Origin of the sequence: Micromonospora sp. NBRC 110038, from assembly GCF_020884815.1 — a bacterium.
GTDB lineage: Bacteria > Actinomycetota > Actinomycetes > Mycobacteriales > Micromonosporaceae > Micromonospora > Micromonospora haikouensis.
In genome coordinates, this window is record NZ_BBOL01000009.1 from 242,757 (window position 1) to 261,327 (window position 18,571).

At 73.9% G+C, this 18,571-nt stretch carries 17 protein-coding genes; 11 read left to right on the forward strand and 6 right to left on the reverse strand.

Annotated features, from left to right (window positions below; translation table 11 throughout):
• Positions 1 to 66: 66 nt before the first annotated feature.
• Positions 67 to 453 carry a helix-turn-helix domain-containing protein gene (locus LPU61_RS26635; protein ID WP_229406507.1) on the reverse strand — a complete coding sequence of 129 codons (387 nt, stop codon included), beginning with the start codon at positions 451 to 453 and terminating at the stop codon, positions 67 to 69.
• Between the two features lie 79 nt (positions 454 to 532).
• Here LPU61_RS26635 and LPU61_RS26640 point away from each other — a divergent pair, with 79 nt between their 5' ends.
• A complete protein-coding gene (locus LPU61_RS26640; RefSeq protein WP_043961568.1) occupies positions 533 to 943 on the forward strand; it encodes a RidA family protein in 411 nt (136 codons plus the stop codon).
• Positions 944 to 1,244: 301 nt separating this feature from the next.
• Here LPU61_RS26640 and LPU61_RS26645 read toward each other — a convergent pair whose 3' ends face one another.
• On the reverse strand, positions 1,245 to 1,787 hold the full coding sequence (locus LPU61_RS26645) for a DapH/DapD/GlmU-related protein (protein WP_229406508.1): 543 nt from the start codon (positions 1,785 to 1,787) through the stop codon (positions 1,245 to 1,247).
• Between the two features lie 96 nt (positions 1,788 to 1,883).
• Between LPU61_RS26645 and LPU61_RS26650 the strand changes: the two genes are divergently transcribed.
• Entirely contained in the window at positions 1,884 to 2,570 is a 687-nt protein-coding gene (locus tag LPU61_RS26650; RefSeq protein WP_043961570.1) for a DUF4230 domain-containing protein, read from the forward strand.
• 90 nt (positions 2,571 to 2,660) lie between these two features.
• Here LPU61_RS26650 and LPU61_RS26655 read toward each other — a convergent pair whose 3' ends face one another.
• A complete protein-coding gene (locus tag LPU61_RS26655) occupies positions 2,661 to 2,870 on the reverse strand; it encodes a PspC domain-containing protein (protein ID WP_229406509.1) in 210 nt (69 codons plus the stop codon).
• A gap of 216 nt (positions 2,871 to 3,086) precedes the next feature.
• Here LPU61_RS26655 and LPU61_RS26660 point away from each other — a divergent pair, with 216 nt between their 5' ends.
• The 7 genes from LPU61_RS26660 (at position 3,087) to LPU61_RS26690 (ending at position 13,017) form a co-directional block, all read left to right on the forward strand.
• A complete protein-coding gene (locus LPU61_RS26660; RefSeq protein WP_043961572.1) occupies positions 3,087 to 4,457 on the forward strand; it encodes an L-serine ammonia-lyase in 1,371 nt (456 codons plus the stop codon).
• A gap of 58 nt (positions 4,458 to 4,515) precedes the next feature.
• Positions 4,516 to 5,331 (forward strand): ABC transporter permease, encoded by an 816-nt coding sequence (locus LPU61_RS26665; RefSeq protein ID WP_043963794.1) that lies wholly within the window; start codon positions 4,516 to 4,518, stop codon positions 5,329 to 5,331.
• Positions 5,331 to 6,113, forward strand: a complete 783-nt coding sequence (locus LPU61_RS26670; protein WP_043961573.1) for an ABC transporter ATP-binding protein — start codon at positions 5,331 to 5,333, stop codon at positions 6,111 to 6,113. Before LPU61_RS26665 ends, LPU61_RS26670 begins: the two co-directional genes overlap by 1 nt.
• On the forward strand, positions 6,110 to 8,155 hold the full coding sequence (locus LPU61_RS26675) for a DUF5941 domain-containing protein (protein ID WP_374199716.1): 2,046 nt from the start codon (positions 6,110 to 6,112) through the stop codon (positions 8,153 to 8,155). Before LPU61_RS26670 ends, LPU61_RS26675 begins: the two co-directional genes overlap by 4 nt.
• A 16-nt stretch (positions 8,156 to 8,171) precedes the next feature.
• Positions 8,172 to 10,364 carry a bifunctional glycosyltransferase family 2 protein/CDP-glycerol:glycerophosphate glycerophosphotransferase gene (locus LPU61_RS26680; RefSeq protein ID WP_043961574.1) on the forward strand — a complete coding sequence of 731 codons (2,193 nt, stop codon included), beginning with the start codon at positions 8,172 to 8,174 and terminating at the stop codon, positions 10,362 to 10,364.
• A 120-nt stretch (positions 10,365 to 10,484) separates the two neighbouring features.
• Positions 10,485 to 11,798 (forward strand): ABC transporter ATP-binding protein, encoded by a 1,314-nt coding sequence (locus tag LPU61_RS26685; RefSeq protein ID WP_229406510.1) that lies wholly within the window; start codon positions 10,485 to 10,487, stop codon positions 11,796 to 11,798.
• Positions 11,799 to 11,910: 112 nt separating this feature from the next.
• Positions 11,911 to 13,017 carry a hypothetical protein gene (locus LPU61_RS26690; protein ID WP_229406511.1) on the forward strand — a complete coding sequence of 369 codons (1,107 nt, stop codon included), beginning with the start codon at positions 11,911 to 11,913 and terminating at the stop codon, positions 13,015 to 13,017.
• A 135-nt stretch (positions 13,018 to 13,152) separates the two neighbouring features.
• Here LPU61_RS26690 and LPU61_RS26695 read toward each other — a convergent pair whose 3' ends face one another.
• Positions 13,153 to 13,494, reverse strand: coding sequence for a hypothetical protein (locus tag LPU61_RS26695; protein ID WP_043961577.1), 342 nt, complete (start codon positions 13,492 to 13,494; stop codon positions 13,153 to 13,155).
• Between the two features lie 209 nt (positions 13,495 to 13,703).
• On the opposite strand from LPU61_RS26695, the gene LPU61_RS26700 reads away from it, so the two are divergent.
• On the forward strand, positions 13,704 to 14,507 hold the full coding sequence (locus LPU61_RS26700; RefSeq protein ID WP_229406512.1) for a helix-turn-helix transcriptional regulator: 804 nt from the start codon (positions 13,704 to 13,706) through the stop codon (positions 14,505 to 14,507).
• Positions 14,498 to 14,686 carry a DUF397 domain-containing protein gene (locus tag LPU61_RS26705; RefSeq protein WP_229406513.1) on the forward strand — a complete coding sequence of 63 codons (189 nt, stop codon included), beginning with the start codon at positions 14,498 to 14,500 and terminating at the stop codon, positions 14,684 to 14,686. The genes LPU61_RS26700 and LPU61_RS26705 overlap by 10 nt, the downstream gene beginning before the upstream one ends.
• A 46-nt stretch (positions 14,687 to 14,732) precedes the next feature.
• Here the strand turns inward: LPU61_RS26705 and LPU61_RS26710 are convergent, their stop codons facing one another.
• Positions 14,733 to 17,831: a M48 family metalloprotease gene (locus LPU61_RS26710; protein WP_229406514.1), complete on the reverse strand. Its 3,099-nt coding sequence runs from the start codon at positions 17,829 to 17,831 to the stop codon at positions 14,733 to 14,735.
• A complete protein-coding gene (locus LPU61_RS26715) occupies positions 17,828 to 18,463 on the reverse strand; it encodes a hypothetical protein (protein WP_043961581.1) in 636 nt (211 codons plus the stop codon). Before LPU61_RS26715 ends, LPU61_RS26710 begins: the two co-directional genes overlap by 4 nt.
• Positions 18,464 to 18,571 lie beyond the last annotated feature (108 nt).

An 18,571-nucleotide genomic window follows, 5' to 3' on the forward strand; every position in this document is an offset into this window, starting at 1 on the left:
GCGTGACGCGCCCGTCCCGTGCTCGGGGCGGGCGCTTGCCGTCGGGCTGCGGGACCTCGTCCGCCGTCAGGATGCGGTGGGGTCTGCCTCGTCGTAGGCCCGGCGGGCCGTCTCGATCGCGCCCAGGTGATGGTCGGCCCAGTCGAGGAGGGCGTCGACCGGCGACCGGAGGGTCTTGCCCAGCGGCGTGATCCGGTACTCGACTGCGACCGGCCGCGACGAGAGGACGCGACGCTCGACGATGCCGTTGCGTTCGAGCCGGCGCAGGGTCGCGCTCAGCGACTTCTGGCTGACGGCCGGGATCGCCTGGCGCAGCTCGTTGAACCGCGAGGGTCGTTCGCAGAGGGTGTTGAGCACCTCCAGCGACCACTTGTCGAGGACCTGGTCCAGGAGTTCGCGGTGCGCCGGGGTGACGTCGAGACGCTCCGCCGTGCCGGGGTCGGTATCTGCCATGGCACCTAGTCTCGTTGAAGTTTCCTCTAGGCACCAGGTATCAAGGTGATACCAAGGTTGGTGCGAGGAAGGAATTGCGATGGGTGTCCAGCTCTTCTCCCCCCGGGGCATGATGCAGCCCGTTCCCTACCACCACGTCGCGGTCGCGTCGGGGTCGCGCCACGTCCACGTGGCGGGCCAGATCAGCCGCGACGAGGCGGGGCGGCCGGTGGCGTCCGGTGACCTCCGGGGGCAGGTCGCCCAGGCGCTCCGCAACACGGCCCACGGTCTCGCCGGTGCCGGCGCGAGCTTCTCGGACGTGGTCCGCCTGACGTTCTACGTCACGAACTGGGCGCCGGAGCGGATCGGCGACTTCATGGCCGGCGTCGACGACGTCGCGGGGGAACTCGGCCTGCCGCAACCCCTGCCTCCGGCGTCGCTCATCGGTGTCGACTACCTCTTCGAGCCCGACGTCGAGGTCGAGGTCGAGGCGACGGCGATCCTGGCCTGACTGTGCGCTGTGCACCTGCCCTGACTGGCTCGGTTGCTCCGCAGGCGGTGGGACTGAATCTTGGAAGAATCCGGCCCCCAGAGGGGCCGTCGGCTTCCAAGATCTCCTGGCTTTGGCGCGTTCTGGGCCGGTGGTCTGCGGGGGAGTCTCGTCGGTCGGGTCCTGGCCTGCAAGATCGTGCTCGATCGGTGAAGGAGTTGGGTCCAAGCCGGAGCGAGGCCCCGCTTTCCCTGATCGAGCACGATCTTGGGCACCGATCGAGCACGATCTTGGGCCCGATCCGGCGCTCCCGGAAAGGCGTTCACCACTGGCGGCGCGTGGTCGCCTTCGCGCCGGTGACCAGGGTTGCCGGCGGTACGTCGTCGGCCACGACCGCGCCGGCGGCGATCACGGCGTCCCGGCCGATGCTGACGCCGGGCAGGATCGTGGCACCCGCGCCGATCCACACGTTCTCCGCCACGTCGATGGGCGCGCCGGTGAGATACAGCCGCCGTTCCTCGGGGTCGACCGGGTGGCCGCTGGTGATGAAGGTGACCTTCGGGCCGACCATCACGCGTTCGGCGAGCCGGATGCCGGCGTAGTCGAGGAACGTGCAGTTCTGGTTGATGAACACGCGCTCGGCGAGGTCGAGGTTGAGGCCGTGGTCCGTGTAGAACGGCGGATAGATGGTGACCCGCGCCGGCAGCGGCCTGCCGAGGATCTGCGCGAACAGCTCCGCCTTGCCCGCCTCGTCCTCGAAGGGCAGCACGTTCAGGCGGGAGGTCAGCTCGGTGACCCGCAGGACCCGGGCGGCCATGGCCTGGAACTCGGCGCTGTGGATCCGCATGAGACGACCGCTGGGCACGCCACGAACCATACGCCTCGGTGCCGTCGGCGGGCGGGTGTCGCACGGTGGCCGTAACGTCATCCTCAGACGATGTTCGATCGAGGATGGTGAGCGATGTCCCACGACGGTGAGGTCGACCGGCCCGCCCCCAAGGGCCCCTCCGGGCCCGCCCGGGGGTTGCTCGTGGTGCTCGGCGCGGCGGCGGTGGCCGTGGTCGTGCTGCTCGGCGCGCAGGCCACCAACGTGTTCCCCGACTTCCGCAACCCCTTCGCCAAGGAGCAGACCGACCGCAGCCAGCCGCCGCTGCTCAAGTCGATCCAGGACCTCAGCCGCTACGTCGCGGCCGAGGGCAACTTCCAGGTCGTGGTCGACCTGCAGAACGACCGCGACAACGTGCCGGAGTTCCTGCTCAACCAGCGCACCCTCTTCGTCGGGGCGGGCAGCGTGGAGGCGTACGTCGACTTCACCAAGATCGGTGAGGGGGCGGTGGTCGTCTCGCCCGACGGGAAGTCCGTCGAGGTGAAGCTGCCCGCGCCGCAGCTCGGCCAGACCAACCTCGACATGGAGAAGAGCTATGTCGTGGCGGAGCAGCGCGGCCTGCTCAACCGGATCAACGACCTGGTCAAGGGCGACCCGAACCGCCAACAGCAGGTCTACAAGCTGGCCGAGGACCGGATCACGGCAGCCGCCCGCGACAGCGGCCTGACCGACCGGGCGCAGGAGAACACCGACAAGATGCTGGCGGGCCTGCTGCGCTCCCTCGGCTACGAGAAGGTGACCGTCACCTACACCGCGCCCTGACCGGCGCGAACAGCAACGCGAACGCCAGCGCGGACAGCGAACGGACGCCCGCCCCGGGGGGAGCCGGGGCGGGCGTCCTCGTGCGGCGGGTCAGTAGCGGGCGGTGGCGGCGTAGCGGTCCTCGTTCGGCATGAGCACCCACAGCACCAGGTAGACGATCACCTGGGTGCCGGGCAGCAGCAGCGACAGCAGGAACAGCAGCCGGACCAGGTTGGCGGACGTGTTGAACCGGCGGGCCAGGCCGACGCAGACGCCGGCGAGCATGCGCCCCTCGCGGGGCCGGACCAGTTTGCGACTCATCGTCGTACTCCCACTCTGCGGCGTGCCCGCCGCCTCTGACTCAACGGTAGGAACCGCCGTTGCACCCGCCCTCCGTCGCGAGGGGGATCCCGGTACCCCTGACCCGTAGGTGCTTACCCGGGCGGGCCCGCCCCGACGCACCGAGCAGGGAAGCGGGCGGCGGGTAGGCTCGCCCGTCGGGTCCGTACAAGGGCGTACGACGGCGAGGAAGTGCACATGATCAGCGTTTTCGACCTCTTCAGCGTGGGCATCGGCCCGTCCAGCTCGCACACGGTGGGACCGATGCGGGCGGCGCGGACGTTCGTGGCCGGGCTCAAGGCCGACGGCCTGCTCGCCGACGTCGTCCGGGTGCGCGCCGAGCTGTTCGGCTCGCTGGGCGCCACCGGTCACGGCCACGGCAGCGGCCCGGCCGTGCTGCTCGGGCTGGAGGGCGAGGCCCCGGAGACCGTCGACACCGACACCGTCGCCCCCCGGGTGGCCGCGATTCGCGCCGGGCGGCGGCTGACCCTGCTCGGCGCGCAGGAGGTCGACTTCGACCCGGACCGGGACCTGGTGCTGCACCGCCGCCGGTCGCTGCCGTACCACCCGAACGGGATGACCTTCGCCGCGTACGACGGGGGCGGGGCGCTCCTGCGCGAGCGGACGTACTACTCCGTCGGCGGCGGGTTCGTGGTCGACGAGGCGGCGGCCGGGGCGGACCGGATCGTGCCCGACACCACCCGCGTGCGGTACCCGTTCGGCACCGGGGCGGAGCTGCTGGCGGTCAGCGCCGGCAACGGGCTGTCGATCAGCGAGGTGATGCTGGCCAACGAGCTGGCCCGCCGCACCGAGGGCGAGGTGCGGGCCGGGTTGCTGGACATCTGGCGGGTGATGCGGGAGTGCGTCGAGAACGGGTGCGCCCGCGACGGCGTACTCCCCGGCGGGTTGAAGGTGCGGCGGCGGGCGGCGGAGCTGCGGCGCGGCCTGGAGGCGGACGCCGCGAGCGCCGACCCGCTGCGGGTGATGGACTGGGTGACCCTGTTCGCGCTCGCGGTCAACGAGGAGAACGCGGCCGGCGGGCGGGTGGTGACCGCGCCGACCAACGGCGCGGCCGGCATCATCCCGGCGGTGCTGCACTACTACACCCGGTTCGTGCCGGGGGCGGACGAGGCGGGCGTGGTCCGGTTCCTGCTGGCGGCCGGGGCGATCGGCGTGCTGTTCAAGGAGAACGCGTCGATCTCCGGGGCCGAGGTGGGCTGCCAGGGCGAGGTCGGGTCGGCCTGTTCGATGGCCGCCGCCGGGCTGGCCGAGGCGCTCGGCGGCACCCCGGAGCAGGTGGAGAACGCGGCCGAGATCGGCATGGAGCACAACCTGGGGCTGACCTGTGACCCGGTCGGGGGCCTGGTGCAGATCCCCTGCATCGAGCGGAACGCGGTGGCTAGCATCAAGGCGATCACTGCGGCCCGGTTGGCGCTGCGCGGCGACGGGGTGCACCACGTGTCGCTGGACAAGGTGATCAAGACGATGCGCGAGACGGGCGCCGACATGAAGGTCAAGTACAAGGAGACGGCGCGGGGCGGCCTGGCCGTCAACGTGATCGAGTGTTGAGCGGGCGAGGAGGCGGGCGGTGACGTCTGGCGTCCGGGCGGCCGGCCCGCACGGGCCCGTGGCCCGCCTGTGGGCGCACCGCAACTCGCTGCGCATCCTCGTCCGCCGCGACCTCGCGGTGAAGTACCAGCAGTCGGTGCTGGGCTACTTCTGGTCGCTGATCGAGCCGCTGGGCATGGGCGCGATCTACTGGTTCGTCTTCGGGGTGCTCTATTCCGGCGACACGAGCCGGCACCTGGGGCAGGCCGCCGGGTCGTACCCGCTGTTCCTGATCACCGGCATCTTCGCCTGGATGTGGACCAGTTCGGCGCTGAGCGAGGCGACCAACGCGCTCACCGGTCAGGCCCGGCTGATCACCACGATGAACGTGCCGCGCCAGGTGTTCCCCATCGGCCGGATCACCGGCCGGTTCGCCGAGTACGCCGCCGGCCTGCCGATCCTGGCCGCCATCGCCGTCGCGTACGCGGTGCGCGGCGAGGTGCACCCGGGCTGGTCGGTGCTCGCCCTGCCGCTGGCCGTGGCCGTGCAGGCGGTGCTGCTGGTCGGGCTGGCGCTGCTGCTGTCGGCGCTGAACGTGCTGATGCGCGACATCGAGCGGTTCATGCGGCTGGTGATCCGGGTGCTGTTCTACGCCACCCCGATCATCTACCCCCTGAGCCTGGTGCAGGAGTCCACGCTGCCGGGGTGGGTGAAGGCCGCGTACGAGCTGAATCCGCTGGTCGGCATCTTCCAGCTGCACCACGCCGTGTGGTACCCGGACCAGTTCCCCGACGCCCGGCTGCTCGTCACCACGGTCGTGGTGAGCGTGCTGGTGCTGGTGGCCGGCTGGTGGGCGTTCCGGCGGCTCGAACCCGCCGTGCTCAAGGAGCTGTGATGGCCGCCGATCCGATCATCGAGGCGGACGGGCTCGGCATCCGGTTCGTCCGCAACCGGCGGCGGCAGCTGCGGCTGCGCGAGTTCTTCATCCGTCCCGGCGGCCGGGGCACCGCCGGACTCGCCGCCGACAAGAGCCGGTCCGGCGACGACGGGCGGTTCTGGCCGCTGCGGGACGTGTCGTTCCGCGTCGCGCCCGGCGAGACGCTCGGGGTGGTGGGCCGCAACGGCACCGGCAAGAGCACCCTGCTGCGGCTGATCGCCGGGGTGCTCATCCCCGACGAGGGGAGCATCCGGGTGCGCGGCGACGTGGCCCCGCTGCTGGAGCTCTCGGCCGGGTTCTCCAACGACCTGACCGGGCGGGAGAACCTCTACCTCGTCGGCGGGCTGCACGGCCTGTCGTCGCGTTACCTGCGGAAACACTTTCATGAGATCGTCTCCTTCGCCGGCGAGCAGGTGGAACGGGCCATCGACACGGCGGTGCGGCACTACTCGTCGGGGATGAAGGTCCGCCTCGGCTTCGCGATCATCTCCCACCTCCCGCACCCGATCCTGCTGATGGACGAGGTGACGGCGGTCGGGGACGCGGAGTTCCGCGAGAAGTGCTATGCGACGATCGAGAGATTGCTTCGGGAGGGACGCACACTCGTGCTGGTGTCACACAACGAAAAGGATCTGACCCGGTTCTGCCGTCGAGGGCTCTACCTCGACGCCGGGCGGCTGACCGTCGACGGGACGATCGCCGAGGCGCTCGACGCGTACCACGCCGCGGTCGCGCGGTGACCGTCGCGATCGTGCTCGCCGCCGGAACGCCGGCCGCGGGCCAGCCGACAGCCGCCGGGGACACGCTCGGGGACACCCTCGCCGACCGGCTCGCCGAGCAGTGGCACCGGGCCGGGGTGACCCACGTGCGGCGCGCCGCGAACCTGACCGAGCTGGCGACGCTGGTCGACGCCGCGACCGGGCCGGTGATCGTCAGCGGGACGGACCTGGTGGCGCACACCGCCGTACTGCGGCACCTGGCCACCAGCCCGGTGGGCCCGACGGTGGCCCTGGTGCTGACCGACCCGCCGGCCCCCGGCCAGGCGGTGGTGCGCGAGGAGCGCGGCCAGGTCGTCGATGCCGGCCCGGACGGGCGGCTCGACGGCGGGCAGACCGGGGTGTTCGGCGGCGCGCTGCGGGTGGGCCGCGACGACCTGTCCGCGCTGGCCGCCGCCGCCCGCGCCGCCGTCGCGGGCACGCCGATCGCCGGCACGGCCGCCGTCGCGGGCACGCCGCCGGCCGCCGGGCCCGAGGCGGCCGGGTCCGCCGTGGACCGGCTGTTCACCGGCCTCACCGCGCTGGGCACGCTGACGTTCGCCCATCGGGTACGCCTGCTCGTCGCCCACCGGGTCGCCGACCCGGCAGGGCTGGCCGCCGCCGAGGCCGCCGTCGCCGCCGTCGACGAGGACCGAGCCGAGCTGCGGCTGTCGGTGAAGGAGAAGGACGACTTCTTCACCACGTTCTTCGTCAGCACCTGGTCGCCGTACGTGACGAAGGCGTCGGCGAAGCTCGGCCTGACGCCGACCGGGGTCACCGCGATCTCGGTGCTCTTCGCGGCGGTCGCGGCGGTGCTGTTCGGCGTCGGCGGCCGGCCGGCGCTGGTCACCGGCGCGGTGCTGCTCTACCTCGGCTTCGTGCTCGACTGCGTCGACGGGCAGCTCGCCCGCTACACCCGGCACTTCAGCGCGTGGGGCGGCTGGCTGGACACGATGGCCGACCGGGCCAAGGAATACCTGGTCTACGCCGGCCTCGGCTATGGCGCGACGGCCGCCGGGTTCCGCTACGGCTGGGCGCTGGCCGTGGCCGCGATGACGTTGCAGACCGTCCGGCACATGACCGACACCTGGTACGGGGTGCTGCACGACGAGGCGGCCCGCCGGCCGAAGGCCGTCGGCGGGGGCGGCGGCGGGATCGGCGACCGGCTGAACGCCGCGTCGACCCGGGTGCAGGCCGACACGGGCTCGCTGTCGTACTGGCTGAAGCGCACGGTGGTGTTCCCGATCGGGGAGCGGTGGGCGCTGATCGCGCTGACGGTGGCGCTGTTCGGGCCGCTGGTCAGCCTCGTCGCCGTGCTGACCTGGGGGGTGCTGGCGTTCGCGTACACGGGTGCGCTGCGCACGCTGCGGGCCCGCTGGATGTGGGTGCCGGTGCTGGACACGGTCGACGCGACCCTGCACCGCGACGACGGGCCGATCGCGGCCCGGTTCCCGGTGCTGCGGCCGATGGGCCCGCTGACCCTGGCGGTGCTCGGGGCGCTCGGCCCGGCGGCGCTGCTGGTCGCGGCGGGGCTGCGGGTGCGTGCCGGCGACGAGGCGGGCGGGCTGGCCTGGGCGGTGCCGGTGGCGCTGCTGGTGCTGCTGGTCGCCGCGCTCGGGGCGGGGGCGGCGCACAACGGCCCGCTGGACTGGCTGGTGCCGGCGGCGCTGCGGGCCGGCGAATACCTGTTCGCGATCGCCGCCGGCGTGGTCGGCGGGGCCCCCGCATGGGTGGTCTTCGGCTACGTCTTCGTGCTCACCCTGCACCACTACGACCTGACCGCCCGGCTGGAGAAGCGGCAGGCGGCCCCGCCGCTGCACGGTGCCACGCTGGGCTGGGAGGGGCGCTCGGCGGTGCTCGCGGTAGCGGCTTTCGCCGGTTTTGCGGGGATTGCCATGGCTACACTCGGTGCGTACCTGCTCGTGGTTTTCGTCGGGAGCGTGGTCCTGGCCTGGGTCGTCCTGCCCGCCCGCGCCCGGCGGGGCGTGGGGGTCCCGGCGGGCGGTGAGGTCCGCCAGCCGGGCTGACGTGAGGGGCCGGCCGATGACGCTGATCAGCTTCGTCGTACCGGCCTACCGGGTGCAGGCGTTCCTGAGCGAGTGCCTCGACTCGATCCTCGGCCAGCCGTTCGACGACGTCGAGGTCATCGGCGTCGACGACCACTCGCCGGACGGCAGCGGCGACATCCTCGCCGACTACGCGGCCCGGGACCACCGGGTGCACGCCGTCCGGCTCGACGACAACGTCGGCCTCGGTCCGGCCCGCAACGTCGGGCTGGACCGGGCCGGCGGCGAGTACGTCTGGTTCGTCGACGGCGACGACTGGCTCGCCCCCGACTGCCTCGCCGAGGTGGCCGCCCGGCTGCGCCGGACCCGCCCCGACGTGCTGCTCGTCGACCACGTGCGGGTGCGCTGGGACGGCCGGGCCACCCGCAGCGCGCTGGCCGACGTCTTCCCCACCCCGCCCGGCGAGGAGACGTTCCGGCTGGCCGAGCGGCCGGAGGCGCTGCGGCTGCTGCACACCGCCTGGAACAAGCTGGTGCGGCGGGAGTTCCTCGTCGACCTCGGGCTGCGCTTCGAACCCGGCTGGTACGAGGACGTCGCGTTCAGCTATCCGCTGCTGCTGGCCGCCGAGCGGATCGGGGTGCTCGACCGCGTCTGCCTCAACTACCGGCAGCGCCGGGCCGGGGCGATCACCCGCACCCGCGGCGACCGGCACTTCGAGGTCTTCGTCCAGTGGCACCGGGTGTTCCGGTGGATGGACGGGCGGACGCCGCCGGTCGACGGCCTGCGGCCGGCGGTCTTCGAGCGGATGATCTGGCACTACCTGACCGTGCTCGGCAACGGCGAGCGGATCGCCCCCGAGCTGCGGTCGGCCTTCTTCGACCGGATCACCGCCGACCACGCCCGCTGGCTGCCGCCCGGCGGCTACCCGGCCCCGCCCGGCGTGGAGGGGCTCAAGCACCGGCTGGTCGCCGCCGGCCGGTGGCGGACGTTCAGCGCGCTGCGGGCCGCCAACCAGGCCCGGGAGGTCGCCGGGCGGCAGGTCCGCCGGGGCAGGCCCGTTGCCCGCCGGGCCGCCCGGCTGGGCCGCGACGCGGTGCTGCGCGAGTACTACCTGGCGGAGCTGCGCCGGCCGCTCGACCCGCACCTCGCCGTCTACGCCGCCTACTGGTTCCGGGGGTACGCCTGCAACCCGGCCGCGATCTACGAGGCGGCCCGCCGGCTGGCCCCGCAGGTGCGCGGGGTGTGGATCGTCCGGCGGGACCGGGTCGAATCCCTGCCGCCCGGGGTGGAGTACGTCGTCGCCGGCACCCGCGAGTACCACCGCGTGCTGGCGCGGGCGACGTGGCTGGTCAACAACGTGAACTTCCCCGACTTCGTGCGTAAGCGCCCCGGGTCGGTGCACGTGCAGACCCACCACGGCACCCCCGTGAAGGTGATGGGGTTGGACCAGCAGCGGTACCCGGTCGGCGCGGTCGGGATGGACTTCGCGAAGCTGCTGCGCCGGGTGGACCGCTGGGACTACAGCGTCTCGGCGAACAGCTTCTCCACCCAGATGTGGGAGCGGGCGTACCCGGCCGCGTACACCACGCTGGAGGTGGGCTACCCGCGCAACGACCGGCTGGTCACCGCCACCGACACCGAGGTGCGCGAGGTGCGCGCCCGGCTCGGCCTCGCCCCCGGCGACCGGGTCGTGCTGTACGCGCCGACGCACCGCGAGCACCTGCCCGGGTACCGCCCGCCGTTCGACCCGGAGCTGCTGCGCGACGCGCTCGGCCCGACCGGGGTGCTGCTGATGCGCAGCCACTACTTCGCCGACCGGGACCGGCGGCCGGGCCTTGATCCCGGGGCGGGTCCCGGGCCGGCCCGGGTGCGCGACGTCAGCGGGCACGACCGGGTGGAGGACCTCTACCTCGCCGCCGACGTGCTGGTCACCGACTACTCGTCGGCGATGTTCGACTACGCCGTGCTGGACCGGCCGATCGTGGTCTACGCGCCGGACTGGGAGGCGTACCGGCTGGCCCGGGGCGTCTACCTCGACCTGCTCGCCGAGCCCCCCGGCGCGGTGACCACCAGCTTCCCCGGCCTGCTGGACCTGTTCCGCTCCGGCGCGGTCGACGCCGAGCCCGCCACGGCGGCCCGCCGCCGGTTCCGGGAGCGGTTCTGTGCCCTGGAGGACGGGCACGCCGCCGAGCGGGTCGTCCGGCGGGTGTTCCTGGGGGAAGTCGGCTGAACCGCAGGATCATGTAATAGGTCTGTCACGAGCCGAACATGGCACGTTTACCCGATGTGCGGCGTCCATGATCCTGGTCACATTCATTCGGGGTTCAACCGAGGGGCTGGGGAGGAGACGGTGACAACCGTCGCGCTCAAGGATGTGACCAAGGTGTTTCAGGACGGCACAGTTGCCGTCGACAAGATAAATCTGGACGTGAACGACGGGGAGTTCATGGTCCTGCTCGGCCCGTCGGGTTGTGGGAAGTCGACGGTGCTGCGGATGATCGCGGGCCTGGAGGACCCGACCTCCGGTGCGGTGCTGCTCGACGGCGAGCTGGCCAACGACCTGCCGCCCCGGGACCGGAAGATCGCCATGGTCTTCCAGGACTTCGCCCTCTACCCGCACATGACGGTGGGCGACAACATCGGCTTCCCCCTGCGGCTGGCCGGGGTGGACCCGTCGCCGCGCGGGGAACGGGTCGCCGACGTGGCCAGCGCGCTGGGCATCGGCGACGTGCTGGGCCGCAAGCCCAGCCAGCTCTCGGGCGGGCAGCGCCAGCGGGTCGCGATGGGCCGGGCCATCGTCCGCCGGCCGGGCCTGTTCCTGATGGACGAGCCCCTGTCGAACCTCGACAGCGGCCTGCGGGCCGAGCTGCGCGCGGAGATCTCCGCCCTCACCCGCGAGCTGGGCGTCACCACCATCTACGTCACCCACGACCAGGCCGAGGCGCTCACCATGGCCGACCGGGTGGCGATCATGCGCAAGGGCGTCCTCCAGGACGTCGGCACCCCCACCCAGGTGTACGGGCGGCCGGCGACCCTCTACGTCGCCGCGTTCCTCGGCAGCCCGAGGATGAACCTGCTGGAGGCGTCGGTCTACGTCCACCTCGACCGGTACGTCGCGCTGAACCTCGGCGAGCAGTCGCTCTACCTGCCCTGGGACGACATCCGCAGCCGGGCCGTCGCGCACTACCACGGCGAGCGGATCGTGGTCGGGATGCGGGCCGAGGCGCTCACCCCGGTCGCGCCGGACACCCCCGGGCACGTCCTCCAGGGCCGGATCCGCTACCTGGAGCACCACGGCCACGAGTCGCTGGCGTTCCTCGACATCGGGGCCACCGCGATCGTGGTCGACGAGATGGGCAACCGGACCGAGGAGAGCAGCGGCGGCCAGCGCGGGCTGCGCCGGTTCGGGCAGGTCATGCAGCGGCTCACCGGGCGCTCCGGTGACGCCGAGGCGGCCCCCGCCGAGCCGGCCCGGGGCGGCGGCAACCGCACCAGCGTGCTCAACGACCCGGGCCGGCACCACCGCCGCCCCGCCGAGCTGGCGGTGCGACTCGCCCCGTACCCGGCGGTCAGCTCCGGGCACCCGCTGGCCATCTCCGTACGCATGGACGCCCTGCACTTCTTCGACGAGCGCGGCGACCGGATCGACGTGGGCTGGCGCTGAGCGGCCCGTTCCGATCCGCGCCGGAGTCGAGCGGGGTGGCGGGCGGGGCGGGCGGTGCCCTACGGTCAGCGGACCTCGTCCACTGAGCACAGTGTGAGAAAGGGGTCAGCCCGTGTCGGGTGACCGTCCGAGCCCGCTCGTCATCGAGCGCATCCTGCGCGACCGGCAGGGCATCTGGCAGCAGATCGTGGCCGACCACGACCTCAACGCCCTCACGCTGCGCATGCTGGCCAGCTCCGGCGTCGCCCTGGCCTGCTACGGGGCGGTGCTGGGGGCGTTCCACAGCGTGCTGATGGCGCTGACGTCGGCGGTCAAGCTCCCACTGCTGTTCCTGGTCACCCTCGCCATCTGCCTGCCCACGCTCTACCTGTTCAACCTCGTGTTCGGGGCCCGGCTGTCGGTGCGGCAGTCGCTGGCGCTGGTGATGGTGGCGATCACCGTCACCTCGATGCTGGCCGTGGCGTTCGCGCCGATCAGCCTGTTCTTCCTGATCACCGCCCCGGACTACGGCTTCTTCAAGCTGCTCAACGTCGCGATCCTGACGCTGAGCGCGGTGGTCGGGCTGCGCTTCCTGACCGGCGGGATGCAGGTGCTCAACGCCCACGGCCTGCTCGCCCCGGCTGCGGCTCCTCCCGTCGCCGCCCCGGCCGTCGCCCCGGCTGCCCCGGCCCTTGTCCCGGCTGCTCCGGCCGCGCCGGCCTTGGCGGTGCCGGCTGTTCAGGTGACGCCGCAGGCCGTCGGTCAGCCCGCCGCCGAGCCGGTGGCGGTCGGCGCGAACGGCGCGAGCGCCGCGACCCCGGCGGTCCCGGCCACTCCGCCAGTTCCCGCCGCCCCGGCCACTCCCGCCGCCCCGGCTGCCTCCACCCCGGCGAACGGGGCCGGTGAGCCCGTACCCGTCGCGGTCGGCGTCCCGCCGCAGCAGATGGTGGCCGGGCAGCACCTGGTGCCGGCCGGGCCGGGCCTGCTCCCGCCCGGGTACCCGGCGCAGCAGCACCGGCAGTGGCCGTACCCGGCGGCCCGCCCCGCACCGGACGCGCAGCGCCCGGCCAGCATGACCCTGCTGTACGTGTGGATCCTGCTGTTCGGCTTCGTCGGCACCCAGCTCGCCTGGACGCTGCGCCCGTTCTTCGGCAGCCCCGGCGAGGGGTTCGCGCTGTTCCGCAGCATCGAGGGCAACTTCTACGCCGAGATCATCCGCACCCTCGGCAACCTCTTCTAGCCGCCTCCCGCCCGCGCCTCCCGCCCCCACCCCGGCGTTGGTGATCAAGAGAAAAGCGTCAGAGTTGATCGCAACGATGACGCAAACCTCTTGATCACCAGAGCCGAGCGGCGAGCCGGGTCACCGGTGGCCCGGTCATGGGGGGTCGGGGGTGGGTGGGCGGCGACGGTACGGGCCCCAGGCGACGAAGCGGGCGTACAGGTCGGCGGGGGCGGGGCCGTCGTCGGGGTTGAGTCGGTAGAGATCCCGGGCCGCCTCGTAGAACATCCCGCACAGGTAGATCGACAGGCCGATCGCGTTGCCCGCGTAGTCCGCCTTGAGCAGCAACCGCGCCTCGGCACACGGCCACGGCTGCCCGCACGCCCGACAGCACCACAGTGGGCGCAGCGGGGTGTGCGGCGTGGCGTGCGGCGGGTACGCCCGGGGGCGGTCCGCCGCCGGCCCGTCACCGGGCTGCGGAAGCTGGTGGCTGATCACGTACGTCTCCTTTCTCGCCGGGAGGGGCCCGCCCCGCCGGGGGAATGGCGGGGCGGGCCCGTGCGGTCGCGCCGCGTTCCCGGGGGCGGAAGCGGCGGCGGCCCCGCTGTGTGACAGTCTGCTGATCGTCGTACTACTCTCAGAAGTCTTTCCGCTCCCACCAGCCCGGCCGTCCGGATCGGCCGGGGCGTGTGTGCAGAGGTGTGCAGATGAGCCATCGGATCCCCATGTTGGAGCTGTTCGCCGGCGAGCTGCGCCGCCTGCGGACGGGCGCGGGCCTGTCGCAGGAGGCCCTCGGCGAGCGGGTCAACTACTCGGCGTCGCTGGTCGCGGCGGTCGAGCAGTGCCGCCGCCCGCCCCGGGAGGAGTTCACCCAGCGGTGCGACGACACGCTGGGCGGCGAGGGGCTGCTGGTGCGGATCCGGGACACGCTGGTGCGGGAGAGCCTGATGCCGTGGTTCCGCGAGTGGGTGACCATCGAGCAGGAGGCCACCACGCTGCGCAGCTTCGAGCCGCTGGTCGTGCCGGGCCTGCTCCAGACCGAGGGGTACGCCCGCGCGCTCTACGAGGGCGCGGCCCAGCTCGTCGGCGAGGCGATCGAACCGCCCCTCGCCGCGCGACTGGCCCGGCAGGCGGTGCTCGACCGGCCCGCCCCGCCGCAGCTCGTGGCCGTGCTCGACCACACCGTGCTGGAACGCCCCGTCGGCGGGCCCGCCGTGATGCGCGAGCAGTTGCGGCACCTGGTCGAGATGGGCCGCCGCCCCCGGGTGCACCTGCACCTGGTGCCGCGCGGGACCGGCGCGTACCCGGGGCTCAACGGCGCGTTCGTGCTCGCCACCCTGCCCGAGGCGAACGACGTCGGTTACCTGGACAACCAGTTGCAGGGCACCATCGTGGAGCGCACAGTGGACATACACTCGCTGCGGCAGGGGTGGGAGTCCGTGCGGGCGGAGGCGCTGCCGCACGGTGCCACGCTCACGGCGATCATGGAGGCGGCAGAGGCATGGACCTGACCGGCGCGACCTGGCGCAAGAGCTCCCGCAGCAGCGGCAACCAGGGCAACTGCGTGGAGGTGGCCGACGACCTGCCGGGGGCGGTCGCGGTGCGCGACAGCAAGGACCGGCGGGGCCCGGTGCTGGTGTTCGCCCCGGCGAGCTGGGCGGCGTTCGTCGCCCACGCGAAGCACCGCTGAGGCACGCGCGCCGCCGAGATGCCGCCACCCGTCAGGGGCGGTCGGGTCAGCGCCGGTCGAGGGCGCGCACGACGGCGGTCAGCGCGTCGGCGACGAGCCGTTCGTCCAGGGGCCGCAACACCGAGGTCACGGTGAGCGTGACGAGGTTGTGGCCCACCCGGACCATGACGAACGCGCTGCTGCCGGTGATCTCGTTGACGCCGCTGCCGACCGATAGCCCGTAGTCGACGCGCCAGGACTGCTCGCCGGCCGCTGGCGCCGGCCGGGCGCGCACCGCGAACCGCACGGGCGGGCCGTCGTCGTTGCTGCCGGTGAACCGCCGGCACGCGGCGCGGTCGGCCTCTGCGGCGGCGAACACGGAGGCGGGCACCGGCTCGGCATACGAGGCGACGGTCACCTTCGCCGTGGTCGAGGCAATGCCGACCTGGCCCGGCGGCGTGGAGTAGCGCGCCTCGGCGGCTGCCCGCTCGCCGGGCTTCAGCCCGTCAAGGTAGGCGTCCCGGGCCAGCGGGCGGCAGGCGGCCGGTTCGATCCGGGACTCGGTGCCCGGCCCGGCCTCCTCGGCGACCCAGGACCTGGGCAGTGCCGCCCGGACCGCCCGCGCGACCTTCCGGGCCTCGGTGCCGGTGAGCAGGCGACCGGCGTCGGCGGAGCTGCCGATGGTCGGTGGCCCCGTGCGCGCCGGATCCGTGGTCGTCGTCGGAGCGGCGGGGATCGTCCCGTCCGCGCCGGGTCCGGGCGAACCGGCCGGCGCTGCGGCGGCGCCGGTGCCGTCCGGCGGAGCCGACGGGAGGGCGGCGGGCAGCGGCACCGGCGCGTAGCTGCCGGGCACTCCCGGGCCGAGGACGACCCCGGCCAACAGGACGATGACCAGCCCGGTCGCCGGCAGGACCAGCCGGCCCGGCAGCGCTGGGCGGTCGGGCGACTGCGGGACACGGCCGGGCGGCGCGGTGCGGGCCGGGGTGCTGTCGCGGGGCGCGGCGTGGGCTGGGGTGCCGTCGGGCAGCGCGGTGCGGGCCGGGCGCAGCAGCAGGACGGCCGACGTGAGCGCCGTCAGGAACAGCAGCCAGACCAGGGGCGTCCCGACAGCGAGCCGCAGGGCCAGGACGTCGGCCGAGCGCCCGGTCACGGCCGAGTGCGCGTACTGGAGGAAGCCGGCCAGGACCGTCGCGGACCCGGCGGCGAGCAGCCCACGGGCGAGGGCCCGCGGGCCCGGCCTCGTCGCGGTCGCGAGCAGGACGACCCAGCCGGTCAGGGCGCAGAGCAGCCACCGGGCCTGCGCCGCGCGGAGCGCCTCGTCGATGGTCGCGGGTGGATCGATTTGGGTACGCAGGATCGCGGCGGTGCCGCCGACGAGCGCGGCGAGCGCGGCGGTCCTCGCCTCGACCGAGCCGAGTGCCCGGCGCAGTGCGCCTGGCCCGGTGGCGAGCGACCGCACCGCGATCAGCGCCGGCAGCGCGAGCGCCGCTGGCCAGGCGGCCTTCGGCAGCGAGTAGACCAGCCAGGCCCGGAACGCTTCCGGGAGGTCCGTGTGCAACACCGTAGCGAGTATGTGCAGCGGCCACAGCAGGACGGCCGTGGCGGCGATCGCCACGAGGTGCCCGGCGAGCCGTCCCGCAGCCCGTGCCGGGCCTGTCGAGGGCCTGGTCCCGGCCAGCACGGTCGCGAGGGCCACGCAGAGGCCGACCGCGCCCGCGCCCAGCGCTGCGGTAGCGGCGGCGAAGAGCAGGCCGTCCGCCGTCCCCGGGGCCAGGAACAGCCCATCCGCACCGGGCAGGGACGGCATCGCCGTGCCGAACGCGGCCACGGAAAGGCCGGTCGCCGTGCCCGCGACCGGCCGCCACCACGTGGCCGGCACTCCGGTCCGCCGGGCCGACTCCGCGCGGCAGAGCAGCGACGGCAGGAGCCCGCCGACGAGCAGCGCGGCACCGACCCAGGCGGCGGCGGCCGTCGGCAGCCAGCCCTGCGCCGCGTAGTGCAGCGCCCAAGTGAGGTTCGCGGCGGCGGCCATCGCCATGACCGTCACCGCGCCGACGGCCAGCCCCTGCGCCAGGTCGCCGTCGCGTCCGTCCGGCTGCCGCAGCGACCGGACCCGGTCCAGCGGCCGGGGGTGGCGGGCGAACGGGCTGCGCAGCGCGACGGCCAACCGGTTGCCGGCCGGCGCCGTCCGGGCGGCGGCGTCGCGCAGCAGCGCGGCCAACGCGTCCGCCTGGCCGGCCCGGGCCGCGTGCCGGTCCGCCTCCCGCTCACGCATCCGGAGCAGGCTGGCCGCCAGCAGCGTGACCAGGCCCGCCAGGAGCAGGACCGTGAGCAGCGAGCCACCCAGCCATCTGCTGGTGGTCTGCGAGAGGGGGGAGGTCTGCTGGTTGGAGGCAATCTCCACGAGGATGCCGGCGGCGACCGCGGGCACGGGCAACCAGACGAGTCCTCGTACGGCAGCCGCCCAGGTCACGTCGCGGGCCCGTACGTGGGCGAGCTCGTGCTGCACGACCGGGTCGAACCGGGCCGGGTCGCGGTACGCCACGGCCACCCCCGCCGGGAGCACGACGAGCGGCCGCCGGCCGACGACCCCGATGGTGAACGCCTGCCGGACCGGCGGGCCGGCGATGAGCAGGCGTGGCCGGTTGCGGCCGGTCAGCCCGTTGTCGTCGCAGAGCGCGTCGAACCGGTCGGCCGCCCCCGGCACGGCGAACCGGCCCCGGTGCCGGCGCAGCCGCCACTGGTCGACCGCCGGCACCAGCAGCAGCAACAGGGCCGCGCCGGCCAGCACCACGCCCACCGCCCCGAGCATGACCAACCCACGTTCTCGGGCCGGACCGGCCATGCAGTCGGTGAACCCGGGCGGGATGGGATTCGCGGCGGTCGCCCCGTATGCCAGCTCGCACTCGGCGAAGGCGGCTGCCCAGGGCAGGCTCCACGCCCGGTTGGCGAGGAAGAGCAGGTCACCCGCCCTGATCCCGATGGCGACCAGCGCCGCGACGACGAGCAGGTACAGCCAGCCCAGCCGGTACGGCGTGCCGCCGTCGCCGTCGTGGCCGGGCGTCGTCGTCGTGTCACGGTCATGGAGTGGCGAGGGCTCGTCGCGGTCCTGGGGTGGCGGGGGCTCGTCGCGGCCCGCCTCGGGTGTGCCGGCTGGCCGGGTCACCGGTCGCCCGGTGCGGCCAGCGCGCCCACCAGGGCGTCGGCCAGCAGATCGGCCGCGTCCGCCGGCAGGCCCAGCGCGAGCGCGTGCCGGCGGCACGCCTGTTGGAGTGCGGCCACCTGGGGGCCGGTCAACCCGAGCCCGTCGGCCGGCCCGGTGCCGGCCTCCGGTGCCTTCGCTGCCGTCGGGCCGGTGCCGGCTGCGGGTCCCGCCGATCCGGTGGCCGGTCCCTCCGGTTCGCTGGCGACCTTCGCGGATTCGCCAGCCGAGTTCGGTGCGAGCGCTTCCGTCGGTGCGAGCGCTTCCGTCGACTCGGCCGTCGTCGCGTCCCGGCCGCGGTGTCGCAGCCACCTGGCCCGGAGCCCCGCGCCGACCCCCGTCACGCCGAGCACGAGCACCTCGGTCACGGCGGCGGACATGGCCTGGAGGAACAGCTCGCTGACGAGCGTGGTGTCGATGCCGAAGCCGACCGCGCTGCCCGGGGCCTCCTGCTGCCGAGCCCCCCTCGCGGCCTGCTCCCGCCAGCCGGCGGCCACCCCGTCGAACACCTCCAGCTCCTCCGGGGCATAGCCGGTCACCGCGCGGCGCGCGGCGTCGACGACGAGGGCTGCGGCGCGCTGCTGTGCATCGATCACGCTCCCCATCGTGCCGCCGCCGCGCCAGCATCCGACAGCGTCGGGTCGGGAACCGAACACTTCCACCCGCCGGCCTCCGCAGCCGACGCTTGAGCCGCAAGTTACTGC